Annotated in this window: 15 protein-coding genes, 8 tRNA genes and 2 rRNA genes; 1 reads left to right on the top strand and 24 read right to left on the bottom strand. The window is 45.8% G+C overall.

The features are described 5' to 3' along the window. Window positions 1-26: 26 nt before the first annotated feature. Complete coding sequence (locus A5870_RS00125) at window positions 27-578, bottom strand: hypothetical protein (protein ID WP_086291448.1); 552 nt, start codon at window positions 576-578, stop codon at window positions 27-29. 125 nt (window positions 579-703) lie between these two features. Between A5870_RS00125 and A5870_RS00120 the strand changes: the two genes are divergently transcribed. After that, complete coding sequence (locus tag A5870_RS00120; RefSeq protein WP_005232958.1) at window positions 704-1,216, top strand: type 1 glutamine amidotransferase domain-containing protein; 513 nt, start codon at window positions 704-706, stop codon at window positions 1,214-1,216. Window positions 1,217-1,353: 137 nt separating this feature from the next. On the opposite strand, the gene A5870_RS00115 is transcribed toward A5870_RS00120, so the two are convergent. The 23 genes from A5870_RS00115 to A5870_RS00005 form a co-directional block, all read right to left on the bottom strand. Beyond that, a complete protein-coding gene (locus A5870_RS00115; protein WP_005232957.1) occupies window positions 1,354-1,653 on the bottom strand; it encodes a hypothetical protein in 300 nt (99 codons plus the stop codon). A 175-nt stretch (window positions 1,654-1,828) separates the two neighbouring features. Next, window positions 1,829-2,977, bottom strand: a complete 1,149-nt coding sequence (locus A5870_RS00110; RefSeq protein WP_086291447.1) for a mannitol-1-phosphate 5-dehydrogenase — start codon at window positions 2,975-2,977, stop codon at window positions 1,829-1,831. 22 nt (window positions 2,978-2,999) lie between these two features. Further along, window positions 3,000-3,437 carry a PTS sugar transporter subunit IIA gene (locus A5870_RS00105; RefSeq protein ID WP_005230254.1) on the bottom strand — a complete coding sequence of 146 codons (438 nt, stop codon included), beginning with the start codon at window positions 3,435-3,437 and terminating at the stop codon, window positions 3,000-3,002. Between the two features lie 15 nt (window positions 3,438-3,452). Then, entirely contained in the window at window positions 3,453-5,225 is a 1,773-nt protein-coding gene (locus A5870_RS00100) for a PTS mannitol transporter subunit IICBA (protein ID WP_086291446.1), read from the bottom strand. A 317-nt stretch (window positions 5,226-5,542) separates the two neighbouring features. Continuing rightward, window positions 5,543-5,977, bottom strand: coding sequence for a PTS sugar transporter subunit IIA (locus tag A5870_RS00095; RefSeq protein WP_016612038.1), 435 nt, complete (start codon window positions 5,975-5,977; stop codon window positions 5,543-5,545). A gap of 12 nt (window positions 5,978-5,989) precedes the next feature. Next, window positions 5,990-8,020 (bottom strand): BglG family transcription antiterminator, encoded by a 2,031-nt coding sequence (locus A5870_RS00090; protein WP_086291445.1) that lies wholly within the window; start codon window positions 8,018-8,020, stop codon window positions 5,990-5,992. Next, complete coding sequence (locus A5870_RS00085) at window positions 8,001-9,749, bottom strand: PTS sugar transporter (RefSeq protein WP_086291444.1); 1,749 nt, start codon at window positions 9,747-9,749, stop codon at window positions 8,001-8,003. Before A5870_RS00085 ends, A5870_RS00090 begins: the two co-directional genes overlap by 20 nt. A gap of 69 nt (window positions 9,750-9,818) precedes the next feature. Next, window positions 9,819-11,180 carry a C40 family peptidase gene (locus A5870_RS00080; RefSeq protein WP_086291443.1) on the bottom strand — a complete coding sequence of 454 codons (1,362 nt, stop codon included), beginning with the start codon at window positions 11,178-11,180 and terminating at the stop codon, window positions 9,819-9,821. 185 nt (window positions 11,181-11,365) lie between these two features. Continuing rightward, on the bottom strand, window positions 11,366-11,875 hold the full coding sequence (gene mreD / locus A5870_RS00075) for a rod shape-determining protein MreD (RefSeq protein ID WP_005230239.1): 510 nt from the start codon (window positions 11,873-11,875) through the stop codon (window positions 11,366-11,368). A 2-nt stretch (window positions 11,876-11,877) separates the two neighbouring features. Then, window positions 11,878-12,735 (bottom strand): rod shape-determining protein MreC, encoded by an 858-nt coding sequence (mreC, locus tag A5870_RS00070; RefSeq protein WP_077454117.1) that lies wholly within the window; start codon window positions 12,733-12,735, stop codon window positions 11,878-11,880. Window positions 12,736-12,877: 142 nt separating this feature from the next. Next, a complete protein-coding gene (locus A5870_RS00065; protein WP_086291442.1) occupies window positions 12,878-13,510 on the bottom strand; it encodes a thiamine diphosphokinase in 633 nt (210 codons plus the stop codon). Further along, window positions 13,511-14,164, bottom strand: a complete 654-nt coding sequence (rpe, locus tag A5870_RS00060; protein ID WP_005232947.1) for a ribulose-phosphate 3-epimerase — start codon at window positions 14,162-14,164, stop codon at window positions 13,511-13,513. A 9-nt stretch (window positions 14,165-14,173) separates the two neighbouring features. After that, the gene (gene rsgA, locus A5870_RS00055; RefSeq protein ID WP_086291441.1) at window positions 14,174-15,058 is read right to left on the bottom strand and encodes a ribosome small subunit-dependent GTPase A; all 885 of its coding nucleotides are present in this window, start codon (window positions 15,056-15,058) and stop codon (window positions 14,174-14,176) included. A 103-nt stretch (window positions 15,059-15,161) separates the two neighbouring features. Further along, window positions 15,162-15,235, bottom strand: a tRNA-Pro gene (locus tag A5870_RS00050). 30 nt (window positions 15,236-15,265) lie between these two features. Beyond that, window positions 15,266-15,339: transfer RNA gene (locus tag A5870_RS00045), tRNA-Arg, on the bottom strand. An 11-nt stretch (window positions 15,340-15,350) separates the two neighbouring features. After that, window positions 15,351-15,436 (bottom strand) — tRNA-Leu (locus A5870_RS00040). A gap of 18 nt (window positions 15,437-15,454) precedes the next feature. Beyond that, window positions 15,455-15,526, bottom strand: a tRNA-Gly gene (locus tag A5870_RS00035). Window positions 15,527-15,536: 10 nt separating this feature from the next. Continuing rightward, a tRNA-Thr gene (locus tag A5870_RS00030) sits at window positions 15,537-15,609 on the bottom strand. Between the two features lie 7 nt (window positions 15,610-15,616). Beyond that, window positions 15,617-15,698: transfer RNA gene (locus tag A5870_RS00025), tRNA-Leu, on the bottom strand. Between the two features lie 14 nt (window positions 15,699-15,712). After that, window positions 15,713-15,785, bottom strand: a tRNA-Lys gene (locus tag A5870_RS00020). Between the two features lie 3 nt (window positions 15,786-15,788). Then, a tRNA-Val gene (locus A5870_RS00015) sits at window positions 15,789-15,861 on the bottom strand. A 16-nt stretch (window positions 15,862-15,877) separates the two neighbouring features. Further along, window positions 15,878-15,993: ribosomal RNA gene (gene rrf / locus A5870_RS00010) — 5S ribosomal RNA — on the bottom strand. An 83-nt stretch (window positions 15,994-16,076) separates the two neighbouring features. Further along, a 23S ribosomal RNA gene (locus tag A5870_RS00005) occupies window positions 16,077-18,991 on the bottom strand. Window positions 18,992-19,010: the final 19 nt, after the last annotated feature.

The raw sequence follows: 19,010 nt of genomic DNA, 5'->3' as shown, positions 1-19,010 counted from the left end.
AAAAATAACGACGACAGTTGCCGCCGCTACACAAGGTATTCATAAAACTTTTCAAAGGTCAGGTGCAACGTGCCATGGTAATCCCGTAAAAGGGCGGGCAAAGCGATCACTTCTTCATGTTGGATCGGAGCATCAATTTGAATCACCGCTTCCTCATCATCCAGATAATAAGAACTAAACAGTTCATCATCAGCGACTTCTTCTAGCTGATTGGTCAGCTCTTCATAAAACTTTTCTACGATCGGTTCTGCCAACTCATCAAAGACCGGCTGCAAGGCTGCCTCTACATCTGGAAAAGGCTGTGCGAGTAATTGCTGTCCGCTGAGGGAACGACGGGTATTCTCATAGGTCAAATAAAGCAGGTCGAAATAATCCTCTTCTTCCCCGATCGCTTCTAGCGTCAAAAGGGCTTTTTCTACCAATGAAACCAAGGCCGAGGATACCTCTTGATGCATCACCGCATCGACTTTTTCAAATAGTTGCTGTTTCTCGATGACAAATGTTTCTTCCATAAAAGTGAATTCCGCTTTTTCAAAGCAAAGGGAGGTATCAGAGATAAATAGTTGGATCGTTGCCATGGCGTTGCCTTCTTTCTTTTTCAAGCTGCGGACAAAACAGATGATTTGTCAACAGCGAAAATCTTCGTTAGCATAAATAATAGCAGGTGAACAAATTGTTCATCAAGTAATAAGGAGGAGATCGAATGAGTAAAGTTGCTGTTATTGTCACTGATCTAGTTGAAGATGTTGAATTGACGTCACCCAAAGAAGCACTGGAAGCGGCCGGACATGAAGTAGTCGTTATTAGTAATGAAGGCACCGAGACCGTAAAAGGCAAACAAGGTGGAACGTTTCCCGTCGATGCGGCCATCGATACGATCGATCCCGCCAGTTTTGATGCTTTGTTGATCCCAGGCGGTTTCTCCCCTGACCAATTACGGACCGATGAGCGCTATGTGTCATTGACGAAAGACTTTTTGACATCTGATCGTCCCGTCTTTGCCATTTGCCACGGCCCACAACTGTTTATCCAAACAGGACTGACGAAAGATTTGACCTTGACGGCTTATGATTCTGTGCGACCAGATTTAGCCTACGCAGGTGCCACCGTCAAAGATGAGCCCGTCGTGATCGACGAAACCTATCGGTTGATCACCAGTCGGAACCCAGATGACTTAGATGCCTTCAATCAAGCCATTACTGAGGCATTGAACTAACCGCGAATAAGACGTGGTTTCTTTGATAGAAAAAAAGCCGCCAGTTGCAGCGTTCGATCCTTCGTATCGATCGAGCTGCAGCTGAGCGGTTTTTTCTTGCGTAGCTTTTCGGTTTTCAGTGAATGGCTCGTTTCCCGTTACTCGTCAGAAGGCAACTCAAAACCATCGAAAGTCTCGCCATCATAGTAGCGCAATAATTCTTCCGTCGATAATAAGGAAGACGTCATTTCTTCCTGTGCCTCATTGACCTCTCGAAGTTGTGCAAGATAAGCCGCGTAGGCTTCTGCCAACTGCCGATAAACAGCTTGCCGCGAAGTTCCTTCCCCTTGGATCGTCGGCAATTCACGGATAAAGGCCCGATAGACGGGACGGTTTTCCTGCCATTCGATCGGCAACTCAATTACTTGAAGCTGGGCTTCTTCAAACCATCGTTCCATTGCTCTCCCTCATTTCTTTTCTTATTATCGTCAAGTTGGCAGCAAAGGTCAATCGGTGAGCAAAAAAACACAGAACAAGCGCTGAAAGAAATTGACCTATCCGCAAAAGTTCGCTTATTGGGCTAACTTTTACGGATGCGGCAATTTATCTGCTTGTTCTGTGTGTTACTCGTTTTTATGCGGCAACATACGCATATTTTTCAATGTTTTGTCGGATCGTTTCAATCATGTCTTCATCTTGTAAGCCAGTGATTTCTGCAATAACTTCCGGTAGTGATTTTTCATCCAAAAGTGCTTGTAACTGTTGGCTTTGCTCATCTTCAGGGTCTTTGTAGTTGAAGATCATGCCGATCGTTTCATAGAGATGATCTGGCTGCATGTTGCGTTTTTCTAACTCAAGGACTGGTCGGATAAAGCGTTCTTCGGTCCCTAATTTGCGGACAGGTGTCCGTGCCACCCGAGTGATAGCATCGGAAATGTGTTTGTTTTTAAAGCGTTGGATGATTTTTTCGATATACCGTTCATGTTCTTCAGGATCAAAGGCCCACTTCTCAATTAAAAGCCGCCCAGTTTCTTCGAGAACGGATTTTAATTGAATTACCACTAAATGGTCCTGCATCGCTTCATCGATCGTCTGATAGCCTTGGAGGGCGCCTGTGTACGCTACCGTAGCATGACCCGTATTGACACTGAATAATTTCCGTTCAATATACGGTTCCAGGTCCGCCACATAATGGACCCCTTGCAGATGGATCGAGGATTTCATCCCTGACTCTTGGATCACCCATTCGCAAAAAGGTTCTACTTGAACGAATAAAGGATCTTCATGGTGCTGCAGCGGTACGATGCGGTCCACCGCTGCATCTGGAAAACCAACCGTCGCTTCCAACGCTGACCAATCCGCAACGTATTTTTGCACTTCGCTTTTTAAAAAGGTCGATCCGCCGATCATATTCTCACAGGCGATCACATCAATGGCTGGCTTGTCTGGGTATTGCTGACGTGCTTCTAAGCCTTTGGCGATCAGCTCAGCGATATGCGGCAAAATGTTGGGACCAATGGCGGTCGTAAGGATATCTGCCTCGGCGATCGCTTGGATCACCGCTTCTGGTTCTTTGGCATTGTTCAATCCCGTCACATGCTCGATGTGGATCTGTTCTTGGGTCTCATCGGCTAATTCGATCGTATACCCTTGTCTTGCTTTTAAGGCGTCAATGATCGTTTCATTGACATCAATAAATGTGATTTCAAAGTTGTTGGCAGCCAATATCTCGCCGATAAAGCCGCGACCAATATTACCTGCACCAAAGTGAACTGCCTTCATGTCTTGTCTCCTCCTTAAATCCTTATGCCACGGTCAAACTTTGGGCGATTTCTTCTTTATCTAAGGCATCCGCCAATTCGACAACGTTATCGATATCGCTGCAAAAGAGGGCGATTTGTTGGACCAATTGCAGATGATCTTCTCCTTTGCCCGCGATGCCGAAAAGGACGGTGACGATTTTTTCTTCGTCCGCGGTACCGAAATTCACGCCATCCGGCACTTGTACGATACAGATACCTGATTTTTTGACGTATTTTTTGGCTTCATCCGTACCGTGAGGAATCGCAATAAAGTTCCCCATATAGACTGAGAGCATCTCGTCACGCTCAAGCATGGCTTCGACGTATTCTTTTTCCACACAGCCTGCCGCCAGCAGTTTTTCGCCGCAGTAACGAATGGCTTCTTCTTTGGTCGCAAATTGTTTGTTCAATTCAATCATGTCTTTTTCTAATACTTGCATTCGGCTCATCCTTTCTTAATTCGCTGCTTTGATCGATGCCACGATCCGTTGATAGTTCGTCGTTCCCATCAAATTATTGACGGATAGATGGATCGCTTCTGGCGCTGAGGTTTGCGCTTGTGGCGTTAAGGCTTCTTTCGTGATCACCAATGAAGAGGCGTTGGCATGGAGATCATTGATATGGCTTTTTCTGATCGGCATCGTCAGAGCTTCTTTGGCTAAAAGATCTTGGAAGACTTTCTGAGCCATCGTTGCCGAACCTTTGCGATCATCGTGGGCCAAAATGATTTCATTGACTTGCTTAAGGTCATTGGCGGAAGGAACATCTGCCTGGTTGCCTGCTTCAGACGTTTTTGCTGACTCCCCTGCTGTCTTAGTCCCTGACAATGTGGCTACGATTTCATCGTACCGTGGAGAGTTCAGGAAATTCTCAACCGCGACGAAGGTCGCATTTGGCGCTTTTTGTTTGGCACGTTCTTGCAATTCTTCTTGAGTGACGATCAGCGTATTGGCATCGTCCGTCAAATTGTTGATGGCGGAATTCGAGACATTTTGTGGAAGACCCGCTTCTTTGACTTTTTTACGTAAGATCGATGCCCCCATAGCACTGGAGCCCATGCCTGCATCACATGCGAAGATGATACGATTGATGCCAGTCATTGGTTGAGCCGCCAAGCCTTTAGCGCTGAGTTTTGCTGCTTGCGTTTGTTGTACTTTTTCTTCAAAATTATCCACTGTCTCCTTCGCATCCGCTTTCAAAATTGCGGCAGCGACGATAAAGGATACGCCTGCTCCTACGGCAATTCCGGCTAAGACAGAAACGACACTCATTACCGAGTTGAATGGCGTCATTGCTAAGATCGCAATGATCGAACCTGGTGAAGCAGGTGCCCGTAAGCCTGCACCTAGCAATTGGAAGGTAAAGCTTCCTGATACACCGCCGGCAATCACTGCTAAGAACATCAATGGTTTCATCATGACGTATGGGAAATAGATCTCATGGATCCCACCGATAAAGTGAATGATGATCGCTCCAGGTGCCGAAGATTTCGCTGCTCCTTTTCCGAAGAAAGTGAAGGCTAGCAAGACTCCTAAACCAGGTCCAGGATTAGCTTCTAATAAGTAAAGAATCGATTTCCCAAATTCGCTGACTTGCTCAGTACCTAGTGGTGTCAAAATTCCATGGTTGATGGCGTTGTTTAAGAATAGGATTTTTGCTGGTTCAATAAAAATATTGGCTAATGGAATCAAGTGGGCATTGACGATCACTTCTACCCCTGCTGCCATTGCTTCTGTCAAGGTGTTAACAACTGGCCCGATTGCTACAAAGCCCAGTAATGCTAAAGCAAAACCGATCAAACCTGATGAAAAGTTGTTGACCAACATTTCAAAGCCAGCGCGAACTTTGTCTTGGAAGATCTCGTCAAATTTCTTGATGACCCAACCGCCTAAAGGACCCATGATCATTGCACCCAATAGCATTGGGATATCCGTTCCGACGATGACCCCCATCGTTGCGATCGCCCCAACCACGGCTCCGCGGTCACCAGCAATCACTTTCCCGCCAGTATACCCAATCAAGATTGGGATCAAATACGTTAGCATTGGACCGACCATCGTTGCAAAGGCTTCATTTGGTAAATACCCATCTGGAATAAATAATGCCGTTAATACACCCCATGCAATCAATGCGCCGATATTTGGCATCACCATACTCGACAACGTACTGCCTAATTTTTGAACTTTTGCTTTTACTGATGATTTGGCTGCTTTTTGTGTCTGTTCCATTTTTTTCTCTCCTCTCGTCTGCTTACACCCTTATTGTAGGCGCTTCCCAAAACGGTCGAAAGTCGTACTTTGGCACAAAAAACTGTGCCAAAACTTTTAGCCAAACGGACATCACAAAAAAAGGCGAGTAGCCCTACACTCACTGGCTTTTTGTTATGTTTCACGTGAAGCATTTCTATTTGTTTTTTGCCAAAACGAAAAAAAAAAAACGTGTACCCGCTCCTTCTACTCAAGGTAGAAAGAGCGAGCACACGGAGGCAGCTCATTCACTCATTTCGTTCGCTGCTCTTGTTACAAGCCAGTCTGCTGCTGATTGCTTATTCTTCTGCCAGCAAAATCTGTTGGATCTCTTCAACCGATTCGGCATCACTCAGCGCCCGAACATTTTGCATATCAGAACAAAAAAAGGCGATTTCTTGCAAAACAGCTAATTGCTGCTCTTTTAGGACGACTACGAAAAGGATCGTAGCGATTTTGGGCTGCTCCTTCGTGCCGAAGTCGACGCCATCAGGTACTTGGATCAAAAAGAGTCCTTCTTCCTTGATCCATTGCTGGGCTTCTTCTTCCCCATGGGGCAATGCCACAAAGTTGCCGATGTAAACCCCTGTTTTTTGATGGCGCCGCAAAAGGCTTTTGACATAAGGTAAAGAGACGATCTCCTGGTTGACTAAGTACTCGCCAATTTTTGTCAGGGCCTCTGTGGCATCGGTAAAGTGTTGATCCAACAAAATCCGCTCCTGTGGAATATACATCGCTGATCCCTCCTATTGTTTTACTTCTTCAATCAAGAGCGAAGAGAGTAACTGATAAATAATCGAATCATTGCCGGAATTAAAAATCTCCGTATTTAGATCATTCATAATGATCGAACCACTGATCTTCCCTAACATCTGAGAGCTTGTTTCATTGATAGGATACGGCGCCAGCATGACTAATAAACGGGTAACAGCGATTTCTTTTTTATCCATCGCTAGAAGTGGCAGTGGCTGTTTCAAATCGAAAATACGAAAAACAGGTTGCAGGATCGCCGAACTCGCCGCGTGAAACAAGGCAAAGTGAGTGTCAGGAATGCCCACTGGCGCTTGGAAGTAGCGCCTTAAGAGACGATCAACAACTTTCTCACGATCCAAAACAACATGTTCATCAAAAGACGTCAGCACCAGCTGCAACGTTTCTTCCAAGTCCGCTGGGTTATCAATCGCCTGCACTTGAAACAGCGCCAATAGCTGGTTAATAGCTTCGATAAAAGCCAAGACCGCTTCATAGGATTCCTCTTTGACCAAAGCAGAGGGCGCTTTTTTGGCGGAACGTTTTTTCTGACTAATGGCTTGGAAGGCCTTCTTCAACTCTTGAATGTCTTCTTCTAGCAGGATCGGTGAAACGAGTTTGTATTCTCCTTGATACCCTGGCAACAATGAAGTCGAGATCACTAAGTCATAGGTCTCCTCGATATTTTCCCGTTTGACATCCCCCACTCGAAAGAAGGTGATTTGATTGATAAAGGGAAAATGTTTCCGCAGCTGCATCTCTAATAAACTGATGGAGGCTAATCCGCTAGGAGAGATCCCTGCAATATTGACTTCTAACACTTTCGGATTTTTTTCCAACGAATTGGCAAAATGCAGGACCATATAGGCGATTTCTTCTTCCGAGAACTGCTGCTGCGGAAAGACTTGCGGCAGATGATTGCGAATCCCGCTGGCGATCTCGACATACTGGTTCATGATTTTTTCTAGGATAGGGTTGTTCAAATGATCTTCTTCTAAAATCGCCCGCGTCATCACTCCTGAGATATGGGTCAGCAGCATTTTATACAAGTTCGTATCTTCATAAAACGCCACTTCCGTTTGCTCACTGACCAATTCGATCAAGCGTTTTACACGATAAGCCAAGTCGGTATCAAAATGGTCATCAAAAAAATCACGATCAAAGGAATTAGCAAAATCACCTAGTAACACGGCAAAAAAGACGATTTCGTTGATGGAATAAAGCAGTTTCGTCTTTTCGGCGATCTGAGCAAAAATCTTTTTCGCCACCTTCAGCAAGTCTTTGTTGATCTGACTCGGGTACGTCTCTTCTTCCACCGTGTAGCCCAAAGCTACCCGATCCATGGCTAGCGCCAGCATCAAGACGATAAAGGCCAATTTGCGGTCACTAAGTTCTTTAAACTGCGGCTCGATGGTTTCTCGAATCAGCCGCTGGGCTAGTAATAGATGGTCACGGGACAGAAATTGAAAAATAAACGGGGCTTCATCATCGGTTTCCAGTAAATGGAAAAATTGGTACTCATTGATCTCCATCACTAGTGTATTGGCTGTGATCAACCGCCGGTACTTTTCGGAGCCTTCGATCTCATACCCTTGATTGCGCACGATCCTTAACGGCAGCCGTGCGAGACTTTCTTCTAGTTGTTTGATATCTGAAAAAAACGTCGTATTGCTGATTTGGTAACGCTCCAAGAAAAAATGACTAGATACAGGCTTCGTGGCGGTAGTCAGTTGCAACAAAATACGGTGTTGTCGCTCACTAGCCGCGAATTCTTGATCGGTATCTGCCATAATGGCTTCTTGCAATTGGCGAATGCTCGTTTCTGATGCAAAAATTTGGAAATGACCACGACCGACCTTCTCTAAGGTAGCTCCTACTGTTTCCAGGGATTTTTCTAGATTAGCCAGTTCACGGTACACCGTTCGTTTACTGACTTTTAAGACTTGCATCATGCGATCTAAAGAAACCGGACCGGTACTATTCATCAATTCCGTTAATAAAAGTGTTTCACGATTGGTCAAAAACATAGTCGACTCCTTCTGTCAGTAACTGACGATACGCATCTGTCGTCAATAAATCATCCACCACCAGTAAAGGAACATCTGGGATCGGGCACTTTTCTGCAAGTTCTTTCGGGAGAATATAGACTGCCGTAGGATCAAGAGCTTGTCCTTCATATGCCATTTTTTTGACGGTCAAAGGAAGCGCTTGTTGGCGGGCCATTTTTCTTAGTATCTCCACTGCCATCGTTTGTGAACCGCGTTTTTTTCCAGTATACAAAAAGATGATCGTTGAAAACCCTAGCGAACTTGCTGCTTCGATTTGTAGCGATTGTTGCGGATCCTGTTCTCTTCTTTGTAATTCTTGGATCAGCGGGGTATACTCATCTGCCGCCAAAAAATTATCTAACACATAATGCTGTGCGTGAGGTGTCTGCTTTTGGGCAATAGCTGCTAATTCCCGTTGGGTGATCACCAAAAGCGCGGGATCATCCGTCACACGATAAATCGACTGATAGCGGACAGGAAACGTTAGCTGGGCTTCTTCTAACTCTTTCTTTAGTATGCTGGCGCCGATTGCACTGGACCCCATCCCTGCGTCACAGGCCACGACGATCTCCGTCACTTTCTTCATTTTCGGCATCTTACGCTCCTCATTTTCTGTATTGGTCTTCCGTTTTAATAGCACACTAGCAATTGCAAACGATACGACCGTACTGACGACAATCCCAGCTAAGACACCCAGGATCATAGAAGCCGGTGTATTGAGTAATATCGCCAAAATCGAGCCCGGGGACGCCGGTGCTCTCAAGCCTACTCCTAAAAATTGGAAGATCAGTGTACCGCTGAAACCACCAACGATCGGACCAAGCAACACCCAAGGATCGAGCAGAACAAACGGGAAATACACTTCATGAATCCCGCCAATGGCCTGCACAAAAATGGATGCTGCGGCATTCGTTCGGTTTCGCTTTGAACCAAAGAAAAGATACGCCGCTAAGACCCCTAATCCCGGACCGGGGTTGGCCTCGATCAAAAATAAAACCGACTGACCGTTGACTGCCGCAGCTTCGATTCCTAGCGGCGTAAATAGTCCATGATTGACAATATTATTAAAAAACAAAACTTTCAATGGTTCTACAATGATATGAATAAAGGGCAAGACATTTTGCCGAACGAAATAATCCACGAGCTGATAGCTGCCGAGACTGAACCAATTAAAAAGCGGCGCCAATAGGAAATAACTACCTAAAAAAAGGAGTCCGCCAAGCGCACCTGCAATAAAATTGCGCACCAGCATCTCATAGCCACTTTTGACCTTACTAACGAACGAATCACTGCGATACAACAGCCAGCCTGCCAGTGGTCCCAGTAGCATCGCCCCAAAGACTTGGGGAATATCCGTTGCGAGAATAGCCCCTAAGACCGCCACTGCTCCTACGACCCCACCTCGCTCAGGTGCCAACATTTGCCCACCTGTATAAGCAATCATGAGGGGCAGCAACACAGTCAAGACCCCTTGTTCCATTTGCTGGATCACTTGTTGATCGACTGAAAAAAAAGGCAGCAGGAATGAAATCAGCATCCACGCAATAAAAATACTTAAATTCGGCATCATCATGCGAGAAAGATAATTCGTATAAAACTTAACCGTTATCATTTTTTCTCTGGAAGACGAGGTCTTGTTCATTTTATCCGCTTCCTTTCTCTTTTCTATTATAAGATGTTCTGGCAAGACTGAAAACAAAAAAAGCATACGTTTTTTTAAACAGAAATCAAAAAAAGCTGACGTAAAACGCCAGCTTTTGAAATAGCTTCAATTGATTTAGTTTACGCGTACCGCGAAATCTGGTGAGTAATAAGAGTAACTGCTGACAGAAACACTTTGACCAGGTGTTGGTGCATGAATGTATTGTCCGTTACCCATAGCGATCGCCACGTGATGCGTGCTTCCACGGCTACCCCAGAATAACAGGTCGCCAGCTTTTGCTTCGTTGATCGAAATCACCGTACCGGAAAATTCTTGTGCGTAAGTTACCCGTGGTAATGAGATGCCAACTTTAGCAAATACATATTGTGTAAAGCCAGAACAGTCAAAGCCATCTGGTGTCGTACCACCCCAAACATAAGGGGTACCAATGTATTTCATTGCTTCTGCTACGATTGCTGAACCGTTGACCGTTTGTGCGGGTGCAGGAGTATTGCTTGCACCATTGCCGCTATTGTTCGATCCTTGGTTGTTATTGCTATTGTTATTGTTGGCAGGAGTCGATGGTGTCGTATTTGTTGAACCGCCACCTTGTGATGAACTGCCTTGCGTAGTATCAGTCGTCGTACTAGAATTTGTTGTTGAGTTTGATGTCGTTGAATTCGACGTTGAAGACTCGCTTGATGCTGCTTCCTGAGTAGCTGCTTCAGCTGCTGCCGCTTCTTGAGCCGCTGCTTCTTGTGCTGCTTGTTCACGAGCTGCTGCCGCCGCCGCTTCTTCTGCAGCGATGCGTGCTTGTTCTGCTTCGTATTCTTCTTTTTGTTTTTCTAAATCAGCTTTTTCATCTTCTTTCGATGCTTGTTGAACAGCCAATTCCGCTTGCAAAACATTTAAATCAGCTTGTTTGGCTTGTAGATCCCCTAATTGTGTTTCTAATTCAAATTGGTTCGCTGCGATTTCTGCCAATTTATCGTCGTTTTCCGCTTTTTTCGCTTCAACTGCTTCTTGGTCTGCTTTTTGTTGATCCACAAGATCTTTGTTAGCATTGACGATCGTTGTCATTGCTTGCACACGACCAATGGCATCGGTTAAAGAGTCAGCTTCTAATACTGCATCAATAAAGTTTGTGCTTTGACCGTTGACTTGAACGTCACGGGCTTGTTTTTGGATCGCTTCTTCACGCTTTTCGATTCTGACTTTCAAATCGGCAATTTCTTGCTTCAACTTTTCAGAATCCGCACGCAAATCCCCTTGTTGTTGCAACAAAGCTTGGGCTTTTTCATTGATTGCAGCCACGTCGCTTTCAAGTGCTGCTACTTGTGACTGGATGCTTGCTTGCTGGTTTTGCAAGTCAGAGATTTCTTGATTTTTTTCTTCAATTTTATTGTCAAAATCTGATGCAAAGACAAGTGTCGGTGCTGCTGCAGAAGTAAGAACAATTGAACTTACTAACAAGAAAGATAAAATTCGCTTTTTCACTCTTCATTCCTCCGGCTGTTGCTTCCCCTAATATGGTTTTTTTATGTATAAATGCTTAAGAATACCTAAAGTCCTTCACGATAGTGTGATTGTAACACAGCCGTATGTCAGAGAGATAAAAGGAATATTACAAAAACATTTCAATCGCTGTTATTTTTATACCGTCAAAGGCAAAAAAAATGAAGCTATTCGTCTTTGAATAGCTTCATGAATGGAACGACTAAAAGGATAAACAAAATGATGTTCAATAAAAGCGTTGGTGCTAAAAAGCGGGAAACAAAGAATGACGTGCTAACTGATGCGATCTTAAATAGCAACTGGACGCCCAACGTCACAACTTCTAAGCTGGTAACAAAGATGATCATTCCGAAAAACATGGTAAATACATTTTGATAAAGCGTATTTTTCAAAATGTACATGATCCACACGATTAGAGGAAACGCCACCGTGTAGATGCCGATCACACCGACATAATACACGTCATAGAGACAGCCGATCACCAGCGCCGTGGTAATCAAAAAGTTTTTCGGCAAATACTTTGCGCCACACAAAAGGGCGATCAGCAAAAGATGGGCACTGGCGATATAATTGTCTTGGGTCCATTTTTCCAAAAAACGCGTCAGTTGTCCATCTGCCAACATCATCAAAAAGAAGACGCCCGCTGCCAGGTATTTGATGTAGTCATGCTTTTTCATGGCTATTCCTCACCTGCCAAGCGTTTGATAATCGTTACTGCTTGAATATCATACATTTGGGCATACGGTTTTACAAATACTTGGGTATCAAGACCAAACTCATCTTTGGTGGTACGGATCACTGTTCCGATCGCCAAATCGGCGGGCGAGTTTCCTCCTAATCCAGAGGTCTGCACGACATCGCCTTCCTTCAGCTCATTGTCCCCCGTCAATTGGGTAATGACTAAGGAACGTTCTTTTTGATCGTAACTACTTAGGATCCCAAAGTTTGACCCATCTTCGCCGCTGATTCGAACCGGATAGTGGTTGGAATTCTGGTTTTCAGAAGTCAAAAGTTCAATTTTAGAAGAAGCTGCATTGACCTCAATGACACGACCAATCAAGCCTTTTTGCGACATGACTGCCATGTTGACCTCAACGCCATCTCTTGAGCCTCGGTCCACGATCAGCATATCTTGCCAAGTATCCGGTGACCGATTGATGACATTGGCGGAGATCCGTTCATAATTCGTCAAGGTTGCGTTCAGCTCTAGCTCTTCTTTCAAGGCATCGATTTCTCTTTGCGCATTGTCCTTCGCTTGTTCCAGTTCCTCAAAACTGTCCAACTTCTCTTTTAAACGTTCATTTTCTTCATAGGTCACAAATAAATTTTTGACTGAATTGGCACCATTTTCAATCCAACGAAAAGGAGCGGTAATCACTTTATCGATAAAGCCAACGGAGTCATTGACCGTAGATTGCACGGCATTGGTGGAGTTTCCCGCTGCTCGGCGGGCGATCGTCACGCTTAATACGGTGACAACTAAAATCACAATAATCAATGTGATGATAATATTTTTATTAGGATTAAACTTTTTCACAAAGACACCTCAAATAATTCCAAACTGTAGTTCCAATTTTACCATTAATGCCCTGCAAACAAAAGCTAAGTTGTCCGTCTTAATGTTTTTTTTGTAATTAAGTTTCTGAAATTTTCAACAAAAAAAAGAGACGTTCCGTCTCTTAATCACAACTTTGAATGACTGCTATCATCCCGCTGCTAAAGGAAAAACCTGCTGTCTGTGTCAGAAATTCATTGCTGGCATATGAAGTTGGGTACGGTACTTGGACGTTTTCTAATAAATACTTGCTACCTGTTAACGTCAAATCTGTTACCGGCGTCAAACAGCAATACGCCAAATACTGCATCTCGGGTTCTTTTTCCAGTTGATAGGTGCCCGGTAAAAAGAACTGAACGACATTTTGACGATCTAAAAAACGCAGATTTGGGGCAAATGGACGAAACCGATCTTCTAAGGGCAGCCATAGATTGGCTAAAAGATGGTCGAGACGTCCTCCTGTTGCACCAATCAAGTCGATTTGCGCTTCTGGATAGCGGCGCAACGTCTCCACCAATGCCAATTGGGTGTCTGTATCATCTTTTTCAGCAGGGGCTTGGATCACGGTCTTAACTTGTTGTTTGACCGCTTGCAGTTCTGCTACGGTCAGGGAGTCGAAATCACCGATTGCCAGATCGACTGGCCGTTGGTGCTGAAGCAAAAACAGGGCCCCGCGATCAATTCCAATGTATTTATCATACGCCATCAACTGTGGCCAATTTTCAGGGCGCCCACCTGCTGCTAACAAAATCTTCATTTATTGCAAAGCTTCTTTCAAGGCTCTGATTTGTGCTGCAGGTTCATCGGCATCGTAAATATAGCTTCCTGCTACGAAAACATTTGCACCTGCTTCCAGGCAGCGTTTGGCTGTCTCAGGAACGATCCCGCCATCTACCTCGATATCATAATGATAGCCTTTTTCTTCTTTTAAAGCAGCCAGCGCCGCAATTTTTTCCAGTGATTCTTCAATAAAGGACTGCCCACCAAACCCTGGATTGACCGTCATAACTAACACTTGATCACACATGGATAAAACATGTTCAATGGCTGAAACTGGTGTGCCTGGGTTGATGACGATTTCTGCTTTGACATTTTCTGCCACAATCATTTGGATCGCACGATGGATATGAGGTGTTGCTTCCGCGTGGATCCCAATGATATCTGCTCCAGCTTCTGCGAAGGCATGGATATACTTTTCTGGTTCGGTGATCATTAGGTGAACATCCAACGGCAGTTTGGTAACTGGGCGAATCGCTTTAACGATGTTTGGGCCTAAGGTAATATTAGGGACGAAATGACCGTCCATCACGTCTACGTGAATATAATCTGCGCCATGGCGTTCCACTAACTCAATGTCTCTTTGAAGATTTGCAAAATCGGCACTTAAAATAGATGGTGCTAGTTTCATCATGCTTTTCCCTCACTTTTTCTTCTTTTTATAAACCGGACGTCGGTTTTCAATCTCTTCTAAAAATTGCACGTAATTCTTATAACGAGTCTCGGCAATCTCATTTGCTGCAACTCCCTGCTTGACTGCACAATCAGGTTCATTGAGGTGCATACATTCCCTAAAACGGCAGTTGGCAGCTACTGCTAAAAAATCAGGGAAGAGCTTTGGTAACTCTACTGCTTCGATTTCCAGAAAATCGATTGAACTAAAACCAGGCGTATCGGCAACCAATCCATCACAAATCGGCAAGAGCTCCACATGACGGGTCGTATGTTTCCCCCGTCCGAGAGATTCTGAGATCACTCCTGTTTCCAATGCCAATTCCGGGACGATTCGATTCAATAGCGTAGACTTTCCAGCACCGGATTGCCCCATAAACACGGTAATCCGCTCAGGGAAGTACCGTTGAAGTTCCAATAGATCTTCGCCTTCTGCTTTTGACGTGATCACGTGGTAGCCAATTGCTTGATAGGTCTCCTCAATTGCTTTCATTGCGGCAAGATCTTTCACAAGATCCGCTTTTGTCAAAAAGATGATCGGTTCGATTCCCTCATACTCTAAGGTCACTAAAAAGCGATCCAATAGGTTATAGGAGAAGTTCGGCTCAACTAGACTTGTCACGACCACTCCTTGATCCACATTTGCGACTGGCGGTCGAACCAGCTCATTTTTTCGCGGCAAGATCTCTAAAAGATAGCCGTCTGTTTGATTGCTACTTTCAAAAATCACTTCATCCCCAACCAAAGGAGTGATTTTTCGATTTCGAAAATTTCCTCGAGCGCGGGTTTGAAAGATTTCATCTTCTGATGCCACATAATAAAATCCGCTTAGCGCTTTGATGATTTGTCCCTTCAAACAATTTCCTCCTCGTTTTTTACTATTGTATCATATTTTCAGGTCTTCTCACTGGCTGAAAACACAAAAAAAGCCTGAAGCGAATGCTTCAGGCATCAAAAAATCGGGAAGACAGGATTCGAACCTGCGACCCCTTGGTCCCAAACCAAGTGCTCTACCAAGCTGAGCTACTTCCCGATAATAAAAATGAAACAAATAAAAAGACTACGCGCCCAAGAGGAGTCGAACCCCTAACCTTTTGATCCGTAGTCAAACACTCTATCCAATTGAGCTATGGGCGCATATTATGAAATGCCGAGGACCGGAATCGAACCGGTACGGTGATCACTCACCGCAGGATTTTAAGTCCTGTGCGTCTGCCAGTTCCGCCACCCCGGCTGAAAATTGCTAAGGCAAAGCGGAAAACGGGGTTCGAACCCGCGACCCCCACCTTGGCAAGGTGGTGCTCTACCACTGAGCTATTTCCGCATATTCCTGATGCCGGCTAAAGGACTTGAACCCTCGACCCTCTGATTACAAATCAGATGCTCTACCAACTGAGCTAAGCCGGCAATGAAGTGCGGGTGAAGGGACTTGAACCCCCACGCCCGAAGGCGCTAGATCCTAAATCTAGTGCGTCTGCCAATTCCGCCACACCCGCATAGGTTATTACTATGAGTCGTACAGGGCTCGAACCTGTGACCCTCTGATTAAAAGTCAGATGCTCTACCAACTGAGCTAACGACTCATATGGGGGTTAACGGGATCGAACCGCTGACCCTCTGCTTGTAAGGCAGATGCTCTCCCAGCTGAGCTAAACCCCCATAAGGTAAAAAAAACGCGTGGCGACGTCCTACTCTCACAAAGGGAAACCCTTCACTACAATCGGCGCTAAGAAGCTTAACTTCTGTGTTCGGCATGGTTACAGGTGTATCCTTCTTGCTATCGCCACCACACTATTCAATTGAGTAAGTGTTGCTCACTCAAAACTGGATCGAAGAAATCAAAACTCTTCCGAGTTTACGTGCTTTTTTCTTTTTTGGTTAAGTCCTCGATCGATTAGTATCAGTCCGCTCCAACCATCACTGGCCTTCCACTTCTGACCTATCTACCTGATCATCTCTCAGGGATCTTACTTTCTTAAAGAAATGGGAAATCTCATCTTGAGGTGGGCTTCACACTTAGATGCTTTCAGCGTTTATCCCTTCCCTACATAGCTACCCAGCGATGCCTCTGGCGAGACAACTGGTACACCAGCGGTAAGTCCATCCCGGTCCTCTCGTACTAAGGACAGCTCCTCTCAAATTTCCAACGCCCGCGACGGATAGGGACCGAACTGTCTCACGACGTTCTGAACCCAGCTCGCGTGCCGCTTTAATGGGCGAACAGCCCAACCCTTGGGACCGACTACAGCCCCAGGATGCGACGAGCCGACATCGAGGTGCCAAACCTCCCCGTCGATGTGGACTCTTGGGGGAGATAAGCCTGTTATCCCCAGGGTAGCTTTTATCCGTTGAGCGATGGCCCTTCCATGCGGAACCACCGGATCACTAAGCCCGACTTTCGTCCCTGCTCGAGTTGTAGCTCTCGCAGTCAAGCTCCCTTCTGCCTTTACACTCTTCGAATGATTTCCAACCATTCTGAGGGAACCTTTGGGCGCCTCCGTTACCTTTTAGGAGGCGACCGCCCCAGTCAAACTGCCCATCTGACACTGTCTCCCAGCCCGATAAGGGCTGCGGGTTAGAGTGGCCATAACGCAAGGGTAGTATCCCACCATTGCCTCCATCGAAACTGGCGTCCCGATCTCTACGGCTCCTACCTATCCTGTACATGCGGTACAGACACTCAATATCAAACTACAGTAAAGCTCCATGGGGTCTTTCCGTCCTGTCGCGGGTAACCTGCATCTTCACAGGTACTAAAATTTCACCGAGTCTCTCGTTGAGACAGTGCCCAAATCGTTACGCCTTTCGTGCGGGTCGGAACTTACCCGACAAGGAATTTCGCTACCTTAGGACCGTTATAGTTACGGCCGCCGTTTACTGGGGCTTCAATTCGTACCTTCGCTTACGCTAAGCACTCCTCTTAACCTTCCAGCACCGGGCAGGCGTCAGCCCCTATACGTCATCTTTCGATTTTGCAGAGACCTGTGTTTTTGATAAACAGTCGCTTGGGCCTATTCACTGCGGCTGCTCGTTAGAGCAGCACCCCTTCTCCCGAAGTTACGGGGTCATTTTGCCGAGTTCCTTAACGAGAGTTCTCTCGCTCACCTTAGGATTCTCTCCTCGACTACCTGTGTCGGTTTGCGGTACGGGCCGTTGTTTTCTCACTAGAAGCTTTTCTTGGCAGTGTGACATCAGAAGCTTCGGTACTATTATTTCCCTCCTCATCACAGCTTGTCCGTATAGGTAGAAGCATTTGACTCCTACCAAGACTTACTGCTTGAACAGACATATCCATCAGTCTGCACTTCTTAGCCTCCTGCGTCCCTCCATTGCTCAAACAAAAACAACGGGTACAGGAATATCAACCTGTTGTCCATCGCCTACGCCTGTCGGCCTCGGCTTAGGTCCCGACTAACCCTGGGCGGACGAGCCTTCCCCAGGAAACCTTAGTCATTCGGTGGACAGGATTCTCACCTGTCTTTCGCTACTCATACCGGCATTCTCACTTCTAAGCGCTCCAGCAGTCCTCACGATCTGCCTTCAACGCCCTTAGAACGCTCTCCTACCAATGCACCTAATGGTGCACTCCACAGCTTCGGTAAACTATTTAGCCCCGGTACATTTTCGGCGCAGGGTCACTCGACTAGTGAGCTATTACGCACTCTTTAAATGGTGGCTGCTTCTAAGCCAACATCCTAGTTGTCTGTGCAACCCCACATCCTTTTCCACTTAATAGTTATTTGGGGACCTTAGCTGGTGGTCTGGGCTGTTTCCCTTTCGACTATGGATCTTATCACTCACAGTCTGACTCCCGGATATGAATGAATGGCATTCGGAGTTTATCTGAATTCGGTAACCCGAGATGGGCCCCTAGTCCAAACAGTGCTCTACCTCCATCATTCTCAATTCCGAGGCTAGCCCTAAAGCTATTTCGGAGAGAACCAGCTATCTCCAAGTTCGTTTGGAATTTCTCCGCTACCCACACCTCATCCCCGCACTTTTCAACGTACGTGGGTTCGGTCCTCCAGTGCGTTTTACCGCACCTTCAACCTGGACATGGGTAGATCACATGGTTTCGGGTCTACGACAACATACTCATTCGCCCTATTCAGACTCGCTTTCGCTACGGCTCCGTCTCTTCAACTTAACCTCGCATGCTATCGTAACTCGCCGGTTCATTCTACAAAAGGCACGCTATCACCCATTAACGGGCTCTAACTTGTTGTAGGCACACGGTTTCAGGATCTATTTCACTCCCCTTCCGGGGTGCTTTTCACCTTTCCCTCACGGTACTGGTTCACTATCGGTCACTAGGGAGTATTTAGCCTTGGGAGATGGTCCTCCCGGATTCCGACGGAATTCCTCGTGTTCCGCCGTACTCAGGATCCTCCTAGGTGTTATCCAAATTTCGCCTACGGGGTTTTTACCCTCTTTGACATACTTTTCCAAGTATTTCGACTATCTGAATAGACTACCATATCGGAGTCCTACAACCCCAACAAGCAAGCTTGTTGGTTTGGGCTTTTCCCGTTTCGCTCGCCGCTACTCAGGGAATCGAATTTTCTTTCTCTTCCTGCAGGTACTTAGATGTTTCAGTTCTCTGCGTCTACCTCGACTGCGCTATGTATTCACGCAGACGTAACATCCTATAAAAGATGCTGGGTTCCCCCATTCGGAAATCTCTGGATCATAGCTTACTTACAGCTCCCCAAAGCATATCGGTGTTAGTCCCGTCCTTCATCGGCTCCTAGTGCCAAGGCATCCACCGTGCGCCCTTATTCACTTAACCTTTGACCTTACGGTCGGTT

It is taken from the genome of Enterococcus sp. 2G9_DIV0600 (assembly GCF_002140615.1).
GTDB lineage: Bacteria > Bacillota > Bacilli > Lactobacillales > Enterococcaceae > Enterococcus_D > Enterococcus_D innesii.
Note: the sequence above shows the minus strand (reverse complement) of the source record. Positions and strands in the feature narration are given on the sequence as shown.

Bases quoted from the DNA above. Each gene is read 5' to 3' on its own strand.
- A5870_RS00125 (WP_086291448.1), bottom strand. From the start codon at position 578: ATGGCAACGATCCAACTATTTATCTCTGATACCTCCCTTTGCTTTGAA.
- A5870_RS00120 (WP_005232958.1), top strand. From the start codon at position 704: ATGAGTAAAGTTGCTGTTATTGTCACTGATCTAGTTGAAGATGTTGAA.
- A5870_RS00115 (WP_005232957.1), bottom strand. From the start codon at position 1,653: ATGGAACGATGGTTTGAAGAAGCCCAGCTTCAAGTAATTGAGTTGCCG.
- A5870_RS00110 (WP_086291447.1), bottom strand. From the start codon at position 2,977: ATGAAGGCAGTTCACTTTGGTGCAGGTAATATTGGTCGCGGCTTTATC.
- A5870_RS00105 (WP_005230254.1), bottom strand. From the start codon at position 3,437: ATGCAAGTATTAGAAAAAGACATGATTGAATTGAACAAACAATTTGCG.
- A5870_RS00100 (WP_086291446.1), bottom strand. From the start codon at position 5,225: ATGGAACAGACACAAAAAGCAGCCAAATCATCAGTAAAAGCAAAAGTT.
- A5870_RS00095 (WP_016612038.1), bottom strand. From the start codon at position 5,977: ATGTATATTCCACAGGAGCGGATTTTGTTGGATCAACACTTTACCGAT.
- A5870_RS00090 (WP_086291445.1), bottom strand. From the start codon at position 8,020: ATGTTTTTGACCAATCGTGAAACACTTTTATTAACGGAATTGATGAAT.
- A5870_RS00085 (WP_086291444.1), bottom strand. From the start codon at position 9,749: ATGCTTTTTTTGTTTTCAGTCTTGCCAGAACATCTTATAATAGAAAAG.
- mreD (WP_005230239.1), bottom strand. From the start codon at position 11,875: ATGAAAAAGCATGACTACATCAAATACCTGGCAGCGGGCGTCTTCTTT.
- A5870_RS00065 (WP_086291442.1), bottom strand. From the start codon at position 13,510: ATGAAGATTTTGTTAGCAGCAGGTGGGCGCCCTGAAAATTGGCCACAG.
- rpe (WP_005232947.1), bottom strand. From the start codon at position 14,164: ATGATGAAACTAGCACCATCTATTTTAAGTGCCGATTTTGCAAATCTT.